At 41.9% G+C, this 22495-nt stretch carries 24 protein-coding genes; 12 read left to right on the forward strand and 12 right to left on the reverse strand.

The window, feature by feature from the left end:
• The first annotated feature begins 5 nt into the window (after positions 1–5).
• The 3 genes from VK179_00975 to VK179_00985 are packed head-to-tail and all read left to right on the forward strand — an operon-like array spanning position 6 to position 2036.
• Positions 6–1139 (forward strand): hypothetical protein, encoded by a 1134-nt coding sequence (locus tag VK179_00975; GenBank protein HLO57290.1) that lies wholly within the window; start codon positions 6–8, stop codon positions 1137–1139.
• Between the two features lie 6 nt (positions 1140–1145).
• Positions 1146–1448, forward strand: a complete 303-nt coding sequence (locus VK179_00980) for a PAAR domain-containing protein (GenBank protein HLO57291.1) — start codon at positions 1146–1148, stop codon at positions 1446–1448.
• 33 nt (positions 1449–1481) lie between these two features.
• Positions 1482–2036: a hypothetical protein gene (locus tag VK179_00985; GenBank protein HLO57292.1), complete on the forward strand. Its 555-nt coding sequence runs from the start codon at positions 1482–1484 to the stop codon at positions 2034–2036.
• 6 nt (positions 2037–2042) lie between these two features.
• Here the strand turns inward: VK179_00985 and VK179_00990 are convergent, their stop codons facing one another.
• The 6 genes from VK179_00990 to VK179_01015 are packed head-to-tail and all read right to left on the reverse strand — an operon-like array spanning position 2043 to position 8857.
• The gene (locus VK179_00990) at positions 2043–2831 is read right to left on the reverse strand and encodes a hypothetical protein (GenBank protein ID HLO57293.1); all 789 of its coding nucleotides are present in this window, start codon (positions 2829–2831) and stop codon (positions 2043–2045) included.
• A 26-nt stretch (positions 2832–2857) separates the two neighbouring features.
• Positions 2858–4153, reverse strand: coding sequence for an FHA domain-containing serine/threonine-protein kinase (locus tag VK179_00995; protein HLO57294.1), 1296 nt, complete (start codon positions 4151–4153; stop codon positions 2858–2860).
• Positions 4154–4178: 25 nt separating this feature from the next.
• Positions 4179–5141, reverse strand: a complete 963-nt coding sequence (locus tag VK179_01000; protein ID HLO57295.1) for an FHA domain-containing protein — start codon at positions 5139–5141, stop codon at positions 4179–4181.
• A gap of 7 nt (positions 5142–5148) precedes the next feature.
• Positions 5149–6528 (reverse strand): protein phosphatase 2C domain-containing protein, encoded by a 1380-nt coding sequence (locus tag VK179_01005; GenBank protein HLO57296.1) that lies wholly within the window; start codon positions 6526–6528, stop codon positions 5149–5151.
• 1 nt (position 6529) lies between these two features.
• On the reverse strand, positions 6530–8074 hold the full coding sequence (locus VK179_01010) for an FHA domain-containing protein (protein HLO57297.1): 1545 nt from the start codon (positions 8072–8074) through the stop codon (positions 6530–6532).
• 48 nt (positions 8075–8122) lie between these two features.
• Positions 8123–8857 carry a hypothetical protein gene (locus VK179_01015; protein HLO57298.1) on the reverse strand — a complete coding sequence of 245 codons (735 nt, stop codon included), beginning with the start codon at positions 8855–8857 and terminating at the stop codon, positions 8123–8125.
• Between the two features lie 330 nt (positions 8858–9187).
• Here VK179_01015 and VK179_01020 point away from each other — a divergent pair, with 330 nt between their 5' ends.
• Positions 9188–9751 carry a hypothetical protein gene (locus tag VK179_01020; protein HLO57299.1) on the forward strand — a complete coding sequence of 188 codons (564 nt, stop codon included), beginning with the start codon at positions 9188–9190 and terminating at the stop codon, positions 9749–9751.
• Between the two features lies 1 nt (position 9752).
• Here the strand turns inward: VK179_01020 and VK179_01025 are convergent, their stop codons facing one another.
• Positions 9753–10115, reverse strand: a complete 363-nt coding sequence (locus VK179_01025; protein ID HLO57300.1) for a response regulator — start codon at positions 10113–10115, stop codon at positions 9753–9755.
• A 108-nt stretch (positions 10116–10223) separates the two neighbouring features.
• On the opposite strand from VK179_01025, the gene VK179_01030 reads away from it, so the two are divergent.
• Both VK179_01030 and VK179_01035 read left to right on the forward strand, forming a co-directional pair.
• On the forward strand, positions 10224–10904 hold the full coding sequence (locus tag VK179_01030; GenBank protein HLO57301.1) for a Crp/Fnr family transcriptional regulator: 681 nt from the start codon (positions 10224–10226) through the stop codon (positions 10902–10904).
• A gap of 34 nt (positions 10905–10938) precedes the next feature.
• On the forward strand, positions 10939–11355 hold the full coding sequence (locus VK179_01035) for a bacteriohemerythrin (protein HLO57302.1): 417 nt from the start codon (positions 10939–10941) through the stop codon (positions 11353–11355).
• A 35-nt stretch (positions 11356–11390) separates the two neighbouring features.
• On the opposite strand, the gene VK179_01040 is transcribed toward VK179_01035, so the two are convergent.
• Entirely contained in the window at positions 11391–11771 is a 381-nt protein-coding gene (locus tag VK179_01040) for a protease inhibitor I42 family protein (protein ID HLO57303.1), read from the reverse strand.
• 171 nt (positions 11772–11942) lie between these two features.
• Between VK179_01040 and VK179_01045 the strand changes: the two genes are divergently transcribed.
• Positions 11943–14312, forward strand: coding sequence for an ABC transporter permease (locus VK179_01045; protein ID HLO57304.1), 2370 nt, complete (start codon positions 11943–11945; stop codon positions 14310–14312).
• Positions 14313–14320: 8 nt separating this feature from the next.
• On the opposite strand, the gene VK179_01050 is transcribed toward VK179_01045, so the two are convergent.
• Positions 14321–14878, reverse strand: coding sequence for a hypothetical protein (locus VK179_01050; GenBank protein ID HLO57305.1), 558 nt, complete (start codon positions 14876–14878; stop codon positions 14321–14323).
• A gap of 223 nt (positions 14879–15101) precedes the next feature.
• Between VK179_01050 and VK179_01055 the strand changes: the two genes are divergently transcribed.
• Positions 15102–15638 carry a hypothetical protein gene (locus tag VK179_01055; protein HLO57306.1) on the forward strand — a complete coding sequence of 179 codons (537 nt, stop codon included), beginning with the start codon at positions 15102–15104 and terminating at the stop codon, positions 15636–15638.
• Between the two features lie 728 nt (positions 15639–16366).
• Here the strand turns inward: VK179_01055 and VK179_01060 are convergent.
• From VK179_01060 to VK179_01070, 3 genes are all read right to left on the reverse strand, one after another.
• Entirely contained in the window at positions 16367–16768 is a 402-nt protein-coding gene (locus VK179_01060) for a DUF1987 domain-containing protein (GenBank protein ID HLO57307.1), read from the reverse strand.
• A gap of 21 nt (positions 16769–16789) precedes the next feature.
• Positions 16790–18031, reverse strand: coding sequence for a C1 family peptidase (locus VK179_01065; GenBank protein HLO57308.1), 1242 nt, complete (start codon positions 18029–18031; stop codon positions 16790–16792).
• A 67-nt stretch (positions 18032–18098) separates the two neighbouring features.
• Entirely contained in the window at positions 18099–18827 is a 729-nt protein-coding gene (locus tag VK179_01070; GenBank protein ID HLO57309.1) for a 3'-5' exonuclease, read from the reverse strand.
• 86 nt (positions 18828–18913) lie between these two features.
• On the opposite strand from VK179_01070, the gene VK179_01075 reads away from it, so the two are divergent.
• The 4 genes from VK179_01075 to VK179_01090 all read left to right on the forward strand — a co-directional run bounded on the left by VK179_01075 (position 18914) and on the right by VK179_01090 (position 22492).
• Positions 18914–19945, forward strand: a complete 1032-nt coding sequence (locus tag VK179_01075) for a type I phosphomannose isomerase catalytic subunit (GenBank protein HLO57310.1) — start codon at positions 18914–18916, stop codon at positions 19943–19945.
• Complete coding sequence (gene yihA / locus VK179_01080) at positions 19942–20535, forward strand: ribosome biogenesis GTP-binding protein YihA/YsxC (GenBank protein ID HLO57311.1); 594 nt, start codon at positions 19942–19944, stop codon at positions 20533–20535. Before VK179_01075 ends, yihA begins: the two co-directional genes overlap by 4 nt.
• Before the next feature lie 86 nt (positions 20536–20621).
• Positions 20622–21560: a ribose-phosphate pyrophosphokinase gene (locus VK179_01085; GenBank protein ID HLO57312.1), complete on the forward strand. Its 939-nt coding sequence runs from the start codon at positions 20622–20624 to the stop codon at positions 21558–21560.
• Between the two features lie 287 nt (positions 21561–21847).
• Positions 21848–22492: a 50S ribosomal protein L25 gene (locus VK179_01090; GenBank protein ID HLO57313.1), complete on the forward strand. Its 645-nt coding sequence runs from the start codon at positions 21848–21850 to the stop codon at positions 22490–22492.
• Positions 22493–22495: the final 3 nt, after the last annotated feature.

Here is a 22495-nt window from a genome sequence, read left to right on the forward strand (position 1 = left end):
AACATATGCTACCAGAAAAAAGAAATCTCGCAACCAACTGGATCGACGGAATGAAGCTGAACAAGGATCATTTCATCGGCCTCGACAACTGGCTGATGGATGGATTGCGGGATATGGGATGTATCCAGATGACGGACCACAATTATGGTTTATTGGAAGGCTCGGGTGAAGGAAACAGTTCATTGAACCTGATGATCAGCTTCGACCAGAATAACCAGATCAATGTGAAACTGGCCGAATGCAGGGCGATAACCAAAGGAGGCATCCGGGTAGAACTCAATTCGCAGAATATCCAGAAACTGCTGTATCCCCTTGAAAAGCTTTCGATGGACTTCAATATATCCGATGCTTCGAATGAAATGTTTGACCTGATTCTGGCAGTTTTTCCCGATAAGAGAGTGCCTGTGGGTCAGCCGGTTGAAAATGAAACACCGTTCCGTCATCCCTGGGTGATGCCGGAAATTCAGATCAATGCGGTCCCTACAAAACAGGTGAATTCGTCGCAATTATGGAAAAACCACATAACCATAGCCCGGTTCCAGGTAGTAGCGCATGAAGTGCATGTAATCACCGAATATATTCCGCCGTGTTCAAGAGTAACAGCGTATCCTGCCTTATTCGATTATTACATGGAATTTGAAAATAAGATTGAGAAAATCACTAACGCATTAGCCGAGTACCTGAGAAAGAACCGCACGGACCAGACCAAGCTCAATAATAACCTGATTTATGTGATTGAAAAATTGGTGTATTATCTCACAATAAACCTGAGTCATTATAAAATGATCTTAAAAACACAGCCTCCTGTGTTTATGATCGAATTTTTCATCCGGTTTGCAAGGCTGTTCAAATCGGCATTAAGCTGGCTATCCGAGTATGACCGTGAAGAGGTGCTGAATCATTTCAGCCACTGGGTTTCATCAAGAGACCTGGATAATGCGGCTTTCGAACTCATGAACCTGGAATACGATCACCAGGATATTTATGCTTCCGTGGCAAAAGTGGAAATCTATCTGGAGCTTGTATATGAGCTTTTCGAAAAGATGGTATTCTCGGGGAAAGTGGCGTCCCCGGTTCACGATTTAAGGCCAGCCGGCAAGGGACCGGTAATTATTAAAGATGGAAAACGAATAAACTAAACAACTATGGGAAAACCAGCAGCACGGGTAGGTGACATGCACACCTGCCCGATGCAGACACCCGGAGTTCCGCCGATTCCGCATGTGGGAGGGCCGATTCTGCCTCCCGGTTGCCCGACGGTGTTGATCGGCGGCCAACCCGCAGCCCGTATGGGCGATATGGCAACCTGTGTAGGCCCGCCTGATTCCATTCTAATGGGATCAGCCACTGTCCTCATCGGTGGCCAGCCTGCCGCCCGCATGGGCGATTCCACCGCCCACGGTGGAGTAATCATGGCAGGGTTCCCACAGGTATTGATTGGGGGCTGAAAATAAGACATAACCAAACAATTGGAGGTAAAAATGAAACTTCAATATTTATTTAGAGGTGATTCTAGAGATGAGTCAGCCATTAAACGATCTGGTGGTTTTGTTCCCTTATATTTGCTTAATTCACATGAGGGAGGTTTTGATGGCTTTGTTGCCTGTAATAACAAAATTGATGGAAAGTTAGGATGCAAATGTAATTTAACAACAGAAGTTGAATTATTTAATAATGCAAGAAAAAAGTTGAAACAGATGCTTCTGAGCCCAATGGATTTCCAGCAACATGTAATTCATAACGATATTGGACTCATAGCCGCTGCAATTAAAAAAGATGATTCCTATAGTGGTTATCAATATCAAATAATCACCGAATGGGAGATCGATGCAACAATAGAGGAAGCAGCAAAAGAATTGGGCCTCCCAGTCGGGCGTATCAATGCCTTTAGTAAAAATTTCCGAATTGTGTGTAATGCTAAAAACTTACTTAATGCCACCTTATTTGGTGTGATTCCTCATCAAGCAGTTGAGGTTTCTTTTGTGTCACCAGTAGAATACAAATACATTAAGTGTGTTGGATATAAAGGAGTGTAAAGTATCTTATAGACTTCCCTCGCACATCCGATCATACACCCACACATGACCGGCCATGTCTTCTAGGCGTAAGTTGTGGCCTGAAAACATTTTTTTCATTTGCGGACAATCGAAGAACAGGGATGGAAATTCGGACAGGTAAGTATAATCAAAGATTCTCACAGGCTTTTCACCCTTTTTAACAAACACCAGGTCGGTGCTGTAAGTCGGTTCGGGTAGCGGTGTTTCTTCTTCCTCTTCCGTTTGATCTTCATCTTCGGAAACTCTTTGTTTTTTCGAAGCATCGCCATCGGTTACCCTTACAAGATTAAGATCCTTCCGGACAAACGCATATACTTTCATTTTGCTGTCAAATCCGGGATTGATCAGCTGCATGAACCTGATTCTGCCTCCATTTTCATCCAGCGGCACTGATGCAAAAGTGATGTATTCTCTTTCAATATAGCGGTCTATATCCTCACCTAAATCCTCATCCATTGAATAACCTGATTCCCTGACTATATCATACAAAGAACGGTAAGGTGGTTTAGCTTTTATTGAAACCATATCTTCCGGTTTATACTTGACTTTTTTACCGTTATCAAGAACAACAGTAATATTTGTGATGGTTCTGCCCATAAAGCCTCCGCCCTTTACAGTACCATGAAGTTCTTCGCCGGTTGAAAGAGTAACAGTACAAGGACTTCCCGAAAGATTATCGATGGCATCGGGATTAAGAGGCTGAATAAATGTTTGTGCCCGACAATGTAAAGGCAGAAAGCTGATAATGAGTAACAGGAAACATGCAGTTTTCATATTGCGGATTTTAAATTGGTTTTGGTTCAATCTCCATAAAACCTCAGCAAACTTTTACCCATCCGTATCACATCGTTATTTTTCAGCAGAACACCATTTTTATCAATCTGTATTTCATTCACATATAAGCCGTTCCTCGAAGGATTCCAGGATGGAATTCCGTCGATTGCATACCACTGCCCGTCGCGCAAATACCACTGGGGCCTGTTTTCTGCCTTAACATATTCGAAAGTGGCATGCCGGCTGCTTATGAAGGTTTTATTTCCTTCCTCCCTGATGCCGATATCGTTGATGAACGGGTCCCCGGCATCCATCCTGCCCATTGTCAGCATATTCTTCTGCTTGAATTTCATCAGGTTGGTCAGGTTAAACTCCTTCCCATTATCCGTGCCCTCCACAACCTGGATCTTCCAGACTGTTTGTTTGATAAAAGTTTCCTGGTCCATATTGGAATCCAGCAGGGCAATGATTTCATCAATGGTTTGAAACCTGATCTTCGGATCAGGGAACAGGCATCGCTGGATGATTTTAAACCAGTAACCTGTGCCAATACAGGCTGCCAGTTTATCGACATCCCATTTCCCTTCGGTCTTCCTGTCTTCAATGGCTTTGGAATCGTCTTTAAACTCATCAAGATTTCCAAAGGGTAAACTTCCCTGTGTGATCAATTCAAACAGGATAACGCCAAAGGAAAAAATGTCCGTTGTGGGACCCGTTGATTTAAAGGATTGCGATTTCTGGCTTTGTTCGGGCGGTGAATAGGTCATGGTGGCAAAAACCTTGAGAGCGTGACCCCTGATATCGGTTTTTGTCAGCCGGCCCTTAAGGTTTGCCGCAATTCCGAAATCGGTAAGTAAAGCGACATCTTTATTGAACAGGATGTTTTCCGGTTTAATATCCCTGTGTATGATATTGAAAAAATGGAGACTGCTTATGCCCTGGAGTATCTGCAGGGCGAGGCTGTTTAGTTCTTCAGTGTTGTATGGTTTTCCGATTTTCTCACGAAGGTTGCCATCAGGACAGAAATCCATAACCAGTACCGGATTTTCATTGATTTCGTCATAACTATAGGCGTGCACCACATGTGAAGACTGGATACCGTGACTTATCTCGTATTCCAGCTTAATCCGTTTTTTAATTTCCTCCCTGTCTTCAGGTAGCATCTCCCATAACCGGTTAACTTTAATGGCAAAGTAACGGTTGTCTTTAACACCCTTGTATACGCTTCCGAATCCGCCCTTGCCAATTTCAGAATCGATGAAATAATTGCCGGATGACAAAGAGAGATTTTGCCCCGATTGTAATTTAAGCGTCTGAAGCATAACTCACTCTTTTACTTTAAGCGCATCAGTCATACATAAAAGTGTATACCTTATTTCCGATTATAATTTTAGTGTTATCTGCAAGGGGGGATTCAGCAGTCAACTGAAAAAAAGTTGCCCCTGTTGAGCTGAGATCGTGAATAAACCAGTTCCCGTTCTCAAAAGTAAATTCAGCATGACGTGATCCTGAAATCGTGTTATTTCCCGTGTCAAGGTTCACACGGTTCACAACCACATGCGATTCAGAAAATGAAATGGTCCTGCCGCTTTTGTCATCCTTCAGCTCAAAGCCGGCATCAGCTCCCTGTTGTTTGAAATCAAAGCCCCCCATTTTCTTTGTTGTATTTTCTGAAGCAGCTTTCTGTTCTTTATTGCGTATTGTAAACAGGCATACTTTGTTTCCAAGTACCAGGCGAATACCGGAAACCAAAGGCGTGGCTTCCTTAACCTGGATAAATGTAGAACCGTTGGAACTGACATCCTGAATCAGGATCCGGCGATTTTTTAATTTGAAAATAACATGCTGTTCACCAGATATGCTCATGTTTCCGGGATCGAGGTAATCACGGTTCAGCATCACCTCCGGATCTTCTGATTGGATCTTGAGTTCACTCTTATTGGATTCATCGATGAGTTTAAACCGCAATTCGTTCAGTCCCTGGACTTCAATTTCTTCCAGTCCGCTCACAGCCATTGTTTTTCCGGCGTTAAATACCGTATTTTCAGGTTTTGATCCGGAAAAGCCGCAATTAGGACACGGAGAAGATCTTGATGGTTCCACGCGAAGAGGATACTGACATTGAGGGCAATTCAAAATTCCTCCTACTGCGCCTTGTGTAGGTCGGTTGACTGCGGGCCTTTCCGGCTGCAATCCGGCCATTGTTTTTTTTGATTTACCATCTGAGAAAGGAAGCCGTATTTCAGGACGACCCGTTGATGTCTTCGGTTTTTTAGGCTTAAAGCCAAGGAAGCTGAAGATATTTTTCATATACTGGTTATTTCGGATGATTCATTAATTTGTCTCCGGTGATTTTTAATCTGTCCACTGAATTTTTCAGTGGTTCAAGCATTTTTAAAGCTTTTCCGGGTTTATTAAGCGACAGGATACCGTTCCCCGAAGTATCAGCAACATTGGCTACTAGATTACGAAGACTGTCAAGCCTGACAAACAACTTATCAAATGAGGCCTGGTCAGCGGGTGAGATACCGGCTTCCTCATGTTCCGACATGTACGTTTCCAGTTGATCGGTTAGATGGCGGATCCTGTAAAACTCAAATTCCAGGTCAGTTTTAATCCTGTTTGTATCTTTCGGGGAGCGATCAAATCCAGCGACGATATTATCAGTGTTCACAGTGGCAGAAAGGCTGTCGTTAACCGGTAATAGTGAAGAGCCGGGATGAATTAATTGTGTGAGGAACGGTTTAACCTTTTCAGTAATAAAATTCCTAATTTCAATATTGTACCTGGTTCCTGCATAAACCAGCATCACAAGCAAAAGAATGACAAAAAAAGGCCAGATTCTCCTCCTGTTTTTCTGCTTTCGTGTAACCACTTCTTTTGTCGGTTTCGGTGCATCGAGAATATCAACTACAATTACTGTGACATTATCTCTTCCGCCGGCGTTGCAGGCTGCTTTAATGAGCGATTTACAGGTTTCCTTTGTACTGGAAGAGAATTCAATAAGTTGTTGAATTCCCGAGTCGCTTAACATCGAATTCATTCCGTCGCTGCACATAACAAGCCTGTCTCCGGTTTGCAAAATAACTGATTTGAAATCGGGAGCCGGTTTCTGTAACGGATCACCCACTGCATTCAGGATTAAATTGCTCTCGCTGCTGTTCCGTGCTTCTTCGGGAGTCATTTCACCTTTTCTCACCTTGCTCCAAACCAGTGAGTGGTCATCTGAAAAAGGCCTTAGACTTACACCCCATGAAGTATTGAAATGATAAATACGGCTATCGCCTGCCCAGGCTAAATACAGGGAATGGCCGGTTATATAACCCAATATGATTGTGGTGCCCATGCCTTTCAGCGACTCATCGTTCCTGGCCTTTTTTAATATGGCCGAATGAGCATCAGCAATCACTGAAAACAGGAATTTCTGAATCTGGCCAGTATCTTTCAATGCATCCTTATGAGTCTTAAACCGGCTACCCACCTTTTGAACGGCAATTGACGAGGCGATCTCGCCGGCGTTGGCGCCCCCCATCCCATCAGCAACCATAAACAGTATGGCTTCCTGTTGAGCGAGTTCAATTTGTTGGTCGTTCAACTCAAACCCTGTAGTGTTACAATGGCAGAATATGCCGAAAGAATCCTCATTATGATCCCTTTGCCTGCCGACATTGGTTTCGCCATAAACCGAAATTTTCATGTCACTGTGAAATTAGCGATGAAGATTCCTGAGTATCCTTATCTTTAATGTTTGCAATAGGCACTACTCCACCTGTAAGGCTTACACCGCCCCGGGTTTCAAAGTCACCAAAAGCCATAATTCCAACACAAAGTATATGTGTTTTCAATTCCGGATTAAAAAGGATCACCGGCCCTCCGCTGTTTGCTTCTTCATAATTCTTGGCGGAAAGGGTATACACTCCGTCTGCTGATAAACCAGTTTGTGCAACCGATGATTCGGCAAAAAATGGTTTGATGTCATTTTTGGCTTCGTTTTCTTTATTTACAGTGAAACCGAAAATCATAAGGTTTTCACCTGCCTCCAGCGTCAACGACTGGTCTATATCTGTTTCAAGGGGTGATTTTTTATCGGTTTGCAGGTAAGCCCAGTCGGTTCTCAGGTCATTGGCATATTTCAGTATATACTTCTTTTCTTTTCTTCGTTTCCCGGTTTTTCCATTAAAGATGAGATCCTGCGAATCATCGATCACCACCTGGTCATAGCTGAAAATAAACTGATCTTTCGATGAAGTAGCGCGGAATTTGACATTAACACTGCCTCCGTTGAGTTCGGCATAATTGATCAGCGTTGCGGATTCATCGCCTGTGTATCTCCAGTTCTGAATGCAGTGCCTGGCGGTGATCAGTTTACCATCTTTGCATAGAAAAGCGGTTCCTGTCCATCCGTTATTAATATTGGATTCATCTCCATTTGGAAATTTCACCGATATCTCAACCACTTCAAGAAAATAGATATAATCTTTAACATCCCTGTAAGCTTCTTTTTTGGTATACTCAATAACCGGTGTGGTATCGATGTTTCTTTTTATTTTATCGAGTTCATTTGTCACACCCAGCACCGTGCTTTTAAGCTCAGAGTTCTCATCGGCCTGTTTTGTGATAACCTGCTCCGACTGGCTCATAATCTGCGCGTATTTTATGCTGTCCTGAACCCTGCGATTTTCGGTCACAGCAATTTGTGTCTGAAGGTCAATATTCTTTTTAGCCTGTTTATTGATAAAATACAGTCCAACCACAATGGCTACCATAAGGGTGAATACAAGGACCCGGATTTGAATCTTATAGGGCTTGAGCGCCTGGCTTGCCATAAGGCCGATTTTCTGGGTATAACCCATATTTGAAGTACCTGAAGCCGTAATATTAAACCTGAGTTTCGGGCCTTCGATTGAAAGTTGTATTTCATCCCCGTTGTTCAGCGGTTTTTCTTTGTTGATAGCCTGGCCATTAATTAAGGTGGGGTTTGTCTGTGATAACTGCATGATATAATAACCATCCTCCCTTCTTTCAATGGCAGCGTGTCTGCGGCTAACTGTTATAATATCGTTTGCGTACTGGACATTGCATTCATTTGCACGCCCTATTTCTATGTAGGGGATTACAATGGTTTCGTATTCACCTGTTTTTTTTCTTTTGGAAGGAGTGATGTATTCCAGGGTATAGGACGGAACATTGCCTCCTTTAAGCACAGTCATTCCGGTTTTAAGGATTCGGGTGGATTTGGCCATGATTTTGATTATTTGGGTGAAATTTTACTTTCTAAAAATAATCCGGATTCAGTATTCGAACCTGCAGAATTTGTCATAAACGATGATATGTTTTATCAGGTCATTCCAGTTGTAGGTACCTCCAAATACTTCTCTCATTTTCGGGCAATCTGAATATAACTGCTTGCCGATCTCCTGGTAGTTTTGTGGTTTTGTAAAATAGCTTTCCCCGTCTTTCACAAGGATGAAGGTCATACTTCCTGCATCTGTGTAAGTAAAATCCGCTCCGATTCCTGTGCCCCTGCTACCTCCTTCACAATACTCATAAAAGAGAACTTTTATCCGGTTATCAAATCCCGGATTCAATAATTGATAAAGCCGGATTTTGGTTCCTCTCCTATTTTTAAGGGCGGGATAAAAAATAAAATAATCCCCGATTACCTTTCCGTCCAGGTCCATTGTCCATCCGTTGACTGATATAGTTCTCCCGTGCAGCATGCCATAGCTACCAGCTCTGCTTGTTGATTTAACCCAGAAAGAAGAAATTTCATCAGCATGGTATTTTTTCCATTTCTTGTTCTCAAGCCGAATGATGATCTGAGACAGGTAATTTTCTGAGCTCATCATAATCCCATTGAAGGTTCCTGTAACATCTTCACCTGAGTTAAGCTTAACCACACATGAACTGTTAAACAAGGCTTCGATATGATCAAAATCAAGAGGACTCTGAAATTCTTGTCCGCTGCTTCCTGTAACGAATAGTAATAACAACAAGACAAGACCGGGAATTATGGCCTTTTTCATATTATTAATTGCAGTTGTGCTCAAACCATTCACACGAAAAACCTATACCGGTTATAACTCAATCCCGTAAAGGGCCGGGATAATCACATTTCACAAGAACCTTTTACAAACCGGTATTGAAAGACAGAATACAAGTCTAAGATAATTTAAATATTTGGAATATAAAAGGTTAAATTCTTTAGAAAAGTAATACGTTGATTCAAGTCAACGGATTTAGTATAGTGAATCAAGCATAAGCATGGTCAATATCAATCATTATTAATCTGCATATCAATCCATTACAATTAACTAAGCCGACATAACAGCGTAAAAGAAATCAAATCGGATCCAATGAAAAAGTTTTACTTCCTTATCCTGGTTCTTTTCGCTGTGACGGGTGTTTATGCGCAGGTACCTGATTCCGTAAAAAAGACGGTTTATGGAGTTGAGGTTAACCAGACTGTCACAGGAAGCGGTTTCGCTTCAGGAACAGAGCTGTTACTTTCAATGAGTGAAAAAGGAAGAAATTTAGCAATAGGTTTCTATTTCTGTTCGGAAGCAAAGAGGTTTACCGGCGTTATAGTTCATCATGAAGTGGCGCTTGTGAGGTTCCCACAAGAAAAAAGGCTGGTACCCTTTGCTTTTTATCATTGCATTTACAGGATCACAAAAGTCGGCAAAAGTGGATCCGATTCCCTTATTAACAGTTTCGGAACTTATAAAAGCTTTGAACACCATTTGGGTGCGGGCATTCATGCCCGCATTACAAATGGCATATATCTTACTGCTGCAGTGGGTTATGGGTTATACCTTGGCTCTATAAAGAAACCGGAAATCCTTCCCGTGACAGGAGAAAAAATAGGGTCCAACGGTTTTGCACCAATAGCCAGTATCGGCTTCGGTTTAAGGTTCTGAGCTATTCCAGTTCTGACCTGATTCTGCTAATTACCTGTTCAATCTTGATGGGCTTGGCTATAAAGCCTGCAGCTCCGAGTGATTCTGTCAAAGCAATCGATTCCTTTGAATCAAAAGCCGAAACTACAATTATTTTAACTCCTCCCAATTTCAGCTCATCCCTCATTTTGAGGAAATCATAACCTGAAACCTGGGGCATACTCAAATCCAGGAGAATCAGATCAGGTGAAAGTTTCTCTAAAATCTTCTTGGCTTCATCCACACTCTTTGCGGAATAGCACTCAAATCCCGCATCTTTTAGAGCATACTCAAGTAAAAGCAAAGCCGTTAATGAATCGTCAATACAAAGAATCTTTTTCTTCATGTGATTTTTTGAGAGTCGACTGCTAAGCTACAAAAAAGAAATAAATTGTGACCTTTATTGATTAGGATAATTGATAAATGACCGAAATGTGTAAATTTACTTTGTTAAATGCAAACCGGCTTGATGGCAACTGAGTGTATAATACCAGCGTATAGTGTATTAACTGATGATCAGATCCGGAAGATCAATTCGGCGTGTGTTCCGGTTAAACACCGGAAAGGAGAATTGTTGTTCGGGCAGGACCGGCCTGTATCTCATTTGCTTTATGTTAAATCAGGTTTGATTAAAATTCACCGGGAAAGTACAAATAACAAAACAGTGATTGTCAAGATCGTGGGTCCGGACCGTTATCTTGGCCTGCTTTCGATATTTTATGATTTGAAATACCAGATATCTGCCACTGTAATTGAAGAAAGTGAACTCGTTTATATAAACATCCAGGCTCTTAAAGACCTGATCAGTGAAAACGGGCAATACGGTCTCAAAATCCTTGAACAGTCAAGTAAGGAAGGCGTTTATCTTTTAAATAAACTGTCAGTTTTCCACCAGAAACAGGTACCCGGCAGAATGGCCGAATTATTGCTTTCATTCAGTACCGAAGTATATAATAATAACGAATTTACATTGCCCCTTTCAAGGCAGGAGCTTGCAGACTACGTATATTCAACCAAAGAAAGTGTAAGCCGGACATTAACCGAATTTAAAAATGATCGTATGATCGATATTGAGGATCGCAAGGTCATACTTAAAAGTATTGACCTGCTTAAAATTTTGAGTAAACTCGGTTGATCATTACTTATTAATTTTTTGTTTCACTTTATCTATGACTGAAAAAACTTTTTTCCGTTGGACAGATTCTATGAGTGTTCAATCTGTTGAAATTGACAATCAACATAAAGAACTCATTAAAATGCTGAATGAATTGTACGATGCTTTTATGAAAAAGGAACATAAAATAAAAGCCGGAGCCATTGTAGACAGGATGTGGGCGTATACCAACTATCATTTCACCACCGAGGAGAAGTATTTCAGCATGTTTAATTATGCAGGTGCTGAAAGCCACATCAAAGAACATGAGCTGTTCCGCAGCAAAGTGGAGGAATTCATGGACAAGTTCAAGAAAAATCACAGTGCATTAACCTACGACCTGATGAACTTTTTAAGAAGCTGGCTTAATAACCACATTATGGAAACCGACCAGAAATACGTTCTGTGTTTTACGCATAACGGGGTGAAATAAAAATGACGGATATAGGCAATTTGTGATCAGTTGTTCTATCTGACTTGTACAATAAAGGTTTTGGATTCTGCCGAAGGAACATTTTTTTCCCACGACCTGTAGTATTCCATTTTTATAGTATCAATTCCGGTCTTGATTCCTTCAAATGTCCATATTTCCTTTCCTCCGCTTCCTGTTCTGACCGGGAAATCAGCAACATATCGCCAATTAGTGGAATCGACAATAGAAATATCCTGTTTGTTTGACCATTTCCATTGATACCCGGTAGTAGGGTTGGATTCTAATTTAATTTTAAAACGTTCATGAACTTTTATTTCAAAATCCATTTTGGTTTGATCTTTTGTTCCATCAGATAACTGTTTACATTCTGAAAAACTTACTGATAAAGTAAGCATAATAAAAACTAATGTTTTCATATTAATGATAATTGGTTGGAAATTCTGTAAGTTAACCTGTATGCTTATCAGGAAAATACATTTACAATTTACAAATTATTATCGATTTCTTAAATTTACAATTGTATACATGTAACCAATTTTGATTTTGGTCGTCATATTCTTTGTCACTCAATTCCTTTAACCACTACCATGTTAAAAAACCTGTTCAAAACCGCAGTTCGTTATCTTTTCAAACACTTTGGATACAGTGCATTGAACATTCTCGGACTGACCCTCGGAATTACAAGCGCCCTATTCCTGATCATATATTCATTTAATGAAATCAGTTACGACCGGTATCATGAAAAAGCCGGCAGAATTTACAGGGTATCTTCTAAGATAACTGAATCTGATGACCAGTTTACATGGATAGTGGCTCAAATACCATTCGGGCCTCAATGCGCCCAGGATTACCCTGAGGTGGAAGCCTATGTAAGGTTTATTCCAATGGACCGTGCGGTATTCAAATATGAAGATAACGAATTCACTGAAGAAAAATTCTTTTATGTTGATTCAACGCTGTTTGACATTTTTACCTATCCTGTTATCAAAGGCGAGGTGAAATCCGCCATAAGAGAACCGAATAAAATTGTTCTGACAGAGAAAATCGCCGCACGATATTTCGGCGATGCCGATCCGATAGGAAAAGTGCTGCAATCGGGCGACAAATCCTATGAAGTAACCGGTGTCATTAAGAACGTACCCAATAACTCGCACTTCCGTTTTGATGCGGTGACTTCGCGAAGCAACCTTCCGAAAGAACTGGGTTCATGGGGTAATTTCGGAGTCTTTACCTACATTCTGCTTCCTGAAAATACAGACGTTAAGGCGTTTGAGAAAAAAATGCAGGGCATGTACGACAAGTACATGAAGCCGATATTTGAAAAAATGAATATAAAAATCGAATACATACTGGAACCGGTAACCCGTATACACCTGTATTCGACTAATAGCGGAGAACCTGAACCTACCGGCAGCATCAGGTATGTATACATTTTCTTTATAGTTGCTGTTTTGCTCGTGATGATAGCGGCCATGAATTACATGAATCTTGCAACTGCCCGGTCGACCCGCCGTGCCAGGGAAGTAGGCCTCCGAAAAGTTGTCGGATCGGCCAGAGGGCCCATTATAATGCAGTTTCTTTCAGAATCGGTTGTATTCACTGTTTTTTCGATGATCATCAGCCTCATCCTTGTGGCTGTATTGCTGCCAAAGTTTAACATACTTGCCGGCCGGACATTTGACTTTCATGTACTTTATTCACCGGTAGTCCTGATTACATTAACAGTGATTCTCCTGATTGTCGGAATTGCAGGAGGAAGTTACCCGGCGTTCTTCCTTTCAAGGTTCAGTCCGGTTACCGTATTAAAGGGTGAAATCACCCAGGGCAAAGCAGGAAGTTCATTCAGGAAAATACTTGTGATCATACAGTTTGCCGCCTCGGTAATCATGATCATCTGTACACTTGTAGTTTTCAGACAGCTCCATTACATGAAAAATATGGACCAGGGTTTTGATCAGAAGAATGTCGTTACACTGCAACTGGATGGTCCTCTCAGCCGGAAATATCCTGTTCTGAAACAGGCATTGCTCGAAAATAAAGATATTGTGCATGTCACTTCAACGAATACACCCATAGGTGAAGGGTCTCCGAAAGTTATTTTCAATGTTGAAACAGAACAGGGAATGGAAACCCGGGGCGTTAACTTTGCCGTGGTCGATCATGATTTCATTGAAACTATGGGGATAAAAATAAAGAGCGGCAGAGATTTCAGAGAAGACATGCCTTCAGATACCCTGTCATCGATTGTGGTTAACCAGACATTTGCAAACCGGATGGCATGGAAAGACCCGATCGGGAAAAAGATGGAACTCGGAGATTCAAACACGCTGCGTGCAAGGGTAATAGGCGTAATGGACGATTATCACCAGACAGGAATGTACAACCAGGTTGAATCGCTTGTACTGGTTTACCGCGAGATGAACAACGTGATTTATATTAAACTAAGCGGAGAAAATACAAGGGCAACCCTTGATTTTATAAAATCAACATGGAACGACATTTTTCCTGATCAGCCTTACAACTACACATACCTCACCGATCGGTTCAATAACCAGTTTGATGCCGATGAAAAAAGGGGCCTGATTTTCACCCTTTTCACCCTGCTGGCCATTCTGATTGCATGTCTCGGTTTATTCGGTCTTGCCTCATACATGGTAGAACAGCGTACTAAAGAAATCGGTATCAGAAAAGTCTTTGGTGCCGGTGAAGGAAAGATCTTGCAGCTCATATCACGCGACTTCCTGTACCTGGTCATAGCAGGAATTGTAATTGCCGTTCCTGTTGCAATGTATATAATGAATAAATGGCTTGAAAATTATATATACAGAATTCATATAGGAGTACTGTTAATAGTGCTGGCTACCTCGCTGACAATAGTAATTACATTCCTTACAATAGGGTATAAGGCTTACCAGGCTGCAATAATGAACCCGGCCAGTTCGATTAAGACTGAATAAACGGTTTCTTAATCCAGGTATACTATAAAATGGCAGGTCTTGCCTCCCCTTCTGAGGCTCTCGGCAACATCAACCCTAAATTCACGACCTAAAGCTGTTTCAAAAATGGCCTTATGTGTGTTACGGGTGCATTCGCAATGGATATCGTTTGGCTTTGGTGTGCGATAATTGGCGGCAGGGCAGTAACAACGATCTGAAACTTCGCCATAGCGGATGTGGACTTTATTATCTTCTTTCCAGATTTCAAAATTCTTGCTGTAATTCTCAATGAGTTTTTCAAGGTTTGCATTGCTTGTCAGGGCTATGTCCTTTTTGAACTGGTGCCTGTTGAAACATTGTACGCCGCAGAAAGCAACAATCTTTTCCTGGGTGGCCCTGTCAAGATTTTTGTCAATTGACTCAAGCAGGTCAGTCAGCCAGTTCTGAACAAATTCTTTTTGTGATTTTACTTCATCACAATTGTCAGTGCTTTGAACGGGTGTTGTTTCACCGGCGAACAGTTTACCAGCAACAAAAGGGCAAACGCCCATGAGGGCAAGCTTTTGAGCAAAGGCTTTTCTATCCATGGATTTATTGTTAAAAGGTGTTTTTCTTTAGACCGGCGAAGAGGGAAAAACCCTAATGTCAGTCATTGCGAGTGATCACCCCCCTGCTAATGACGCCTTTTCGTAATTCGTTGAAAGCCCATGGTTGTCATATTATTGGGTGATCCTTAAAAAGGTCTTCTAACTCGTAATGACGATCTTTTGTCTGTATTATATTATCTTTAAAATACCAAAACAACTCACCATGAACCGGAGTATTACCTGCCTGCTGTTTCTTGTCGTTTCCTTAGCTTCTTTCAGCCAGACCTTTCTGATCGACGATGACTGGAAATTCCACCGTGGTGGAGCCCAGGGCGCAGAAGATCCGTCGTTTAATGATTCGGATTGGAGATCGGTTGATCTGCCTCACGACTGGAGCATTGAGGACCTGCCCGGTACAAATTCTCCTTTTTCACCTGATGCGGTAAGCCAGGTAAGCGGAGGCTTTACAACCGGCGGGACAGGTTGGTACAGGAAATCAATAAATATTCCGGCTGAATGGAATGGGAAACGGGTAACTGTCATTTTCGACGGAGTGTATATGAATTCACAATGCTGGATCAACGATACAACATATGGTTTCAGGATGAACGGCATTCCTTTAAAATTAATGGGAGGATGCGTTCATCACGACAACGGTCCCCTTGGTTCAAGAGCAAGGATCGCTGCTCGCTGTCGGCAATGCCAATCCCATGAGCACCGAAAGCTACAGCTTGCCAAGGCGCAAAGCCTGGCGGGGTAAATGTCTTGCGATCGTAAAATCTTCACATAATCCGGGAACGATAAAGCTGACGGTATATTCGGAGGGATTGAGAGAAGGAACGGTTGAAATAATGTGTGAATAAAGAATGTCAAGGGTGACAAAGTGCCAGGCGAAGTCTGTGACTTCGTCTTTATGTAACTGATAGTTAATTAACATAGTAATGAAATTCCGTTCGGACGAAGTTGCAAACTTCGCCTAGCATTGAGTAATGAAATTCCGTTCGGACGAAGTTGCAAACTTCGCCTAGCATTGAGTAATCAAATTCCGTTCGGACGAAGTTGCAAACCATAGCCGTCAACTTAAGCTAAAATCCGCGTTAGCGGATTAATGTGAATAGCGCCGGCTGAAAGCCGGTGTTATGGCGTTTGTGGTTTTCACAACCGCGTTAGCGGTTGAATTTGAACAAGTGAAACTATCAGTCAACGGTATTCAACCGTTGTGTTTACATTTAACCACTCCGTGGTTAGAAGTACTGTATGCATTGGATATTCGCTTACACCGGCTTTCAGCCGGCGCTATTCAAATTAAGCCACTATGTGGTTTAAACCATTAATTAACTGTACAGTAATGGCCTTAAGTTGACGGCGATGGTTGCAAACTTCGCCTAGCACTTTGGGGATAATACTAAGACTCTGTCAGGTCTTGCCGGTCAATCCCAAATCTTAATCACAAATCGTAAATCCGTAAATCGTAAATCGTAAATCCTTTTACTCCCTCACTACCGCAATAAATTCCATTGGTACGTTAACCATCTGGGCGATTTCTTCACCGGCTTCGAGCATATCGTGGTCGTCTTCTTCAAAATACCAGTAGTTTCTTATGTTGCAGCCCTTTTGTATATATTGTCCCGACAGTGTCAACACATCGGCAATGAACTTGGCTGCAGCAGAATTAAAGTATCCAAGCCTGAAATGTATCCTGAATGCCGGATGAATCGCATCCCCGGCGGGCAGGGTTTGCAGGTGCTTTTCAAAATCCCTTAAAACCCCTTCGCTGAAACTTCTGATGTTTTCGGGAAGACATTTCCCTTTTATATGGAACACCTGCTTTTCGGTATCCAGCACAACTTCAGGTGTTTTGTCTGTCTTTTTGATGTCAATGGTTTTCATAGAATGTTTTTCCTGAAGTAATTATTTGAATTTTTCAAGAAGGTCTTTCACTGCGTCTTTGTGAACCATAAAATCCATCATTTTAAGCTTCACATAATCTTCAGAGAAGAAATAATAACCAAACTCTTTCGCATTCGGATCGCCGTTTCTTGATCCGGATCCTGAATCCTTGACAAGATACCAGTCCCTTCCGTCCTTTTCAAGATAACCTACAATATGCAATCCGTGGTCATCCGTGGTTGTTTTGTTGCTGAATCTGAACTGCCTTGCATCGTCATTAATGTAAGCTGAGGGAATATCAAATTCAGGGACAACTGCACACTGTGTAATCCTGTCAAAACCCGGTTCGCTAACATCACCACCTATGGCAACTGTGAATCCCTGGTGAACCGCCGATTTAAGCGAAGCCATGAAAACATCAAGCGGTACATTGTAATAATCCTTACTGTGCCACCAGTTATCGGGAACCGAATATTCCACTTTCTTATAAAAAGGCTCCTGCAAATAGGAAAGGATGCCCACATAATCATCGGGATTGATTTTTACAACTTGCCTGAGATAATCCTGCGGACTCATTTTTTTGCCGTTCACAGTTACTTCAGTCGGAGGTACACCGAGGTAATGATTCATTATTGATTTTATTGTAGCAATTGCCTCTTCTTCATTCCATGCCGAATTCTCCTTAACCCATTGCATATATTTTGTCATTTCATCCACCATGGTGGAGTGATTATGGTACTTCCTGCCATCGAGCAAGCCTGTATAACTTTCTTCAGGAACTACACCATATTGTTTCCAGATACGGGTTACGGCATCTGATTCAGATCCTTCGCTGTACTCTGAGTTTCCGCGTTCATTTATGAATCTCCTCGTTTTCTCAACCCATTCCCAATACACGGTGTATATTTCCGACAGTTTAACCTGAACTTTATTAATCCTGTAGGCATCCGATTCTAACATGGAAGTGGTTGAAAAGCACCAGCAGGTACTTGTATTTCCCTGTGAAATCGGAGGGTTATGCCATTGCTGGTTTTTATAAAGATCAACTTTGTTGGGCAAAGACAATACGGTAAGATCAGCGGAGAAATACTTCCTAGTTTTCTCCGGTTCTTTGCGGGCTTCTACATCCCTGTCATCTTTAAGGATTGAATTTTGCCAGAAACCTGACTTTGGTTCAATAAAAATGGCCTTTGCCGGAAATTGAGCTTTTGCAGTATAAAGGCTGGAGCAAAGGATTACTAAAAGTGAAATTCTGAAATACATAGAATGAGAGATTAAATAACGCATGAAATTACACTAATTTTCGAATCACTGTGCAGGCCGGGGTATTTTATAAGGTATCCAATATCAATATATCACAGGGATCAAGCAGAAGTTCCCCTTTGAATTTAAGCATAATCTGTGCAGTTGTGATCACATCACGGCGGCAATATTCCACTATGCGGGCAAGATTGTCTTCCTGCCAGTAGATACGGGATACCTGGCTTCCGTCTGTTTCTGTTTTAGGGCTTTCAATATTGAAAAGGGAAGCCAGGAGATCAAGGGATGTATAATGCTTATGATCTCCGAATTTCCACAGCTCAAGGGTATCAATATGCCTTATTTCCCAGGGCCTTTTCCCGGCATTGTCGAATAAATCGGGCAACCTGATGCCATTTACCACCATCCGCCTGGCTATATAGGGGAAATCGAATTCCCTGCCATTATGAGCACAAAGATCAATTTCGCGTTTCTGGCACAGCCGGGTAATAAGGTCAGCAAATTCGGCAAGCAGTACTTTTTCATCTGGACCGAAAAAAGATTTCAGTCGCAACACTCTTTTTTCTTCCAGCAAACCGATCATTCCGGTAGAAATGCAGATTATCTTGCCGAATTCTGCATATATGCCGGCTCGCTGGTAAACTGACTCAGGCGTTTCCGTTTCTTCTTTTTTCAGGTAAGAAGCTTTCTTTTCCCACAAGGTCCTGATCCTTTCAGGAACATCGTCATAAACAGGATATGCCGGAACCGTTTCAATATCAAGGAACAGTATGTTGCCTATTTTTAACTGGTCTAACATAATATGGCCGGAATCGTTATTTTTGCACTCTGAAAAATTACAAAATATCAGTCAAATACGCAACGAAACATTCTAACTGCTTTTTTATGAACCGTTTGTATCCTCTGAAATTCAAGCCGATAATTAAAGATAAGATCTGGGGTGGCACAAGGCTGAAAAACCTTCTGAATAAAAGTACAAAAACCGATAAGGCAGGTGAAAGCTGGGAAATCAGTGGATTTCCGGGTAATATTTCAAGGGTTAAGAACGGGTTTCTTGCCGGTAATTCCCTCGAAGAAATTATTGAGGTTTACATGGGCGATTTGGTAGGTGACAGTGTATTTGATCAGTTCGGAACCATGTTCCCGCTTTTGATCAAATTCATTGATGCAAATGATGTCCTGAGCGTCCAGGTACATCCCGGAGATGAGCTTGCGGAAAAGCAATTCGGCTCATTCGGAAAGACAGAAATGTGGTATGTATTAAGTGCAGAAAAGGATGCTGAAATAATAATAGGCTTTAACCAGAAGGTTGATGCCGAAAAATATATGGATCAACTGGAAAAGAAAAAGATCCTTGACATTCTGAATAAGGAAAAGACAAGGCCGGGTGATGTTTTCTTTTTGCCTGCAGGCCGTATTCACGCGCTGGGATCAGGCATCCTGGTTGCCGAGATTCAGCAAACCTCCGATGCAACATTACGAATTTATGATTTTGACAGGGTTGATGAAAAAGGGAAACCGCGCCCTCTCCATAATGACAAGGCACTTGAAGCCATAGATTTCAGTGATGTTAAAGAATTTAAGACTTCATACAAGGTAACACCCAATGAGTCTGTTAGCCTGGTTTCATGTAATTATTTCACAACAAATCTTATTGAACTCAGTAAGTCTGTCGATAAAGATTACAGCCGGATTGATTCCTTCATTATATTCATGTGCATTGAAGGCAGTTTCTCAATCAGGTATTATGATAACGAGCTTGAACAGGTAAAAAAAGGCGAGACCGTGCTTTTACCGGCTGAACTGAAGAATATTTCACTATTACCAGATCCTTCAGCACGTATTCTTGAGATTTATGCCGGCAAGCATCAAAAGCCGGATCGTTCAAATGAATTATTCGATCAGATACTGGGATGATCATACAATCGGTGAAATTCATACAAAGCAGCGCCGATTTAAAATCGTGTCCGCGTGAAGGTCCGCCTGAATTTGCCTTCGCCGGCCGCTCGAATGTCGGAAAATCTTCGCTTCTGAATTTACTGGCAGGCACCCGGAACCTTGCCAAAACTTCGTCTACACCGGGAAAAACAAAACTGATCAATCATTTTCTTGTAAATGACAAATGGTACCTGGTTGACCTGCCCGGTTACGGATTTGCCCGTACCGGAAAGAAAACAAGGAATGATTTTCTCACAACCATCGGTCATTATCTCCAGCAAAGGAAGACACTTGCCTGTTTGTTTATACTTGTCGATAGCAGGCACAACCCAATGAACAGCGATATTGAATTTATAAACTGGACTGGTGAGGCTGGCATTCCTCTTGCCCTTGTATTCACCAAGACGGATAAAATGTCATCAACCGCACTCAAAAAGAATCTCGATTATTATAAAAAGACATTGCTTCAATCGTGGGACGAATTACCCCCTGTTTTCGTATCGTCTTCACCCGATAAAACCGGCAGGGAGGAAATTCTTGATTTCATTGAAAACACGCTGAAACATTGAATTTTTAAATTAATCGCATTTCATCTTCTTTTGTTGAGCGGATATTTTTTACATTTGCAGCACTTCAATTAACCTGATTTGCAAAGATGAAAATTAAGGCTCCAATTAAATTTTTCTCTGGTCGCGCTTCACATTATCTGGCTGAAAAAATCACTCAAAGTTACGGAACCGAACTGGGTCGCACATCGGTTCTGGAATTCAGCGATGGTGAGTTTCAGCCTTACTTTGAAGAGTCAGTCAGGGGTTGCATCGTTTTTATAGTTCAGTCAACTTTCCCTCCTTCAGATAACCTGATGGAACTTTTGTTGCTCATTGATGCGGCAAAAAGAGCTTCTGCTTACCAGGTGGTGGCCGTAATGCCATATCTCGGGCTGGCAAGGCAGGACAGGAAAGACAGGCCCAGGTGCAGCATTGGAGCAAAACTGGTTGCAGATATATTAACTGCAGCGGGGGCAGACAGGGTAATGACAATGGACCTCCATGCCGATCAGATACAGGGATTTTTCAATGTGCCTGTGGATCATTTATACGGATCAACGATTTTTGTTCCCTATATTAAAAACCTGGGACTTGACAATCTTGTTATTGCTGCACCCGATATGGGCGGGACCAAGAGAGCCAACGCATACTCAAGGTTTCTGAACTGTGAAATGGTGATTTGCTATAAGGTCAGAAAAAAGGCCAATGTAGTAGAAGAGATCCGGGTAATCGGTGATGTAAAAGACAAGAATGTCATCATTGTGGATGATATGATTGATACGGCAGGGACTGTTTGCCTGGCCGCAAGACTGATGATGGAAGAAGGAGCCCGGAGCATAAGAGTGGTTTGCACACACCCGGTTCTATCGGGACCCGCTTATGAACGTATTGAAAAATCAGATATTACAGAGGTTGTTGTAACAGACACCATTCCTCTGCGGGGTCATTCGGATAAAATCAAAGTGCTGAGCATAGCTGATTTGTTTGCTGACGTGATCCATAAGGTTTATAAATATAAATCGATAACGGAGAATTTTCTGATTTAGGCCATAGGCTGTAGGAAAACTTCTTAAATCAAAAATCGGTGTTTGGTGTTCGGTGTTCATTACTAGGACCAATGGGACGTATGAGACCAATGGGACCGGCGGAATCCAGTATCCAGCATCCACTATCCAGCATCCGGTATCCAGTATCTTTTCTTTAATCCAAATAATTTTTTATCTTTGCCCTCCTTTTTAACCTTTGTTTACATTAAACAATGGTGTAATGGGGAATCCGGTTATCCCGGGGAATTCCAGGTAGCACGAGTATTATTGTTTAATCAATTATTAAAATGAAAACTTTCGATCTGAAAGCGACCCTGCGCTCAGCAACAGGAAAAAAAGACGCAAAAAATCTGAGAAGAAACGGCCAGGTACCCTGCGTTCTGTATGGCGGTAAAGAAAACGTTCACTTCGCAGCCCAGGCAAGAGATTTTAAGGATCTTGTTTACACGCATCATACCTTTATAGTTGATATCGACGTTGAAGGTAAGAAGCATCTGGCTGTAATGAAGGAATTGCAGTTTCACCCGGTAAGCGATGACATCAACCACATTGATTTTATCGAAGTATCAAGGGATAAGGCTATTATAGTTGAACTTCCTGTTGAAATCACTGGGAATTCAATCGGTATCCGTGCCGGTGGTAAACTCAGGCAGCGCAAAAGATACGTTAAGGTTAAAGGACTGATGGATAAATTGCCTGATGTTCTTACTCTCGATATTTCGGACCTTGATATCGGAGGGTCAATCCTTGCCGGCGATGTTAAAATTCCCGAGGTTGAAATACTCGAAGCTCCGCGCTCACTTATCGTTGGTGTGATATCAGCCAGGGCTGCTGCCAAAGGTATGGGAGAAGCTGAAACTGCTTCACCTGCCGAAGCTGCTGCTGCTCCTGCTGCTGCCGCTCCTGCTGCCGAAGCCAAGAAAGAAAAATAACAT

The sequence above is a fragment of the Bacteroidales bacterium genome, from assembly GCA_035299085.1.
Lineage (GTDB): Bacteria > Bacteroidota > Bacteroidia > Bacteroidales > UBA10428 > UBA5072.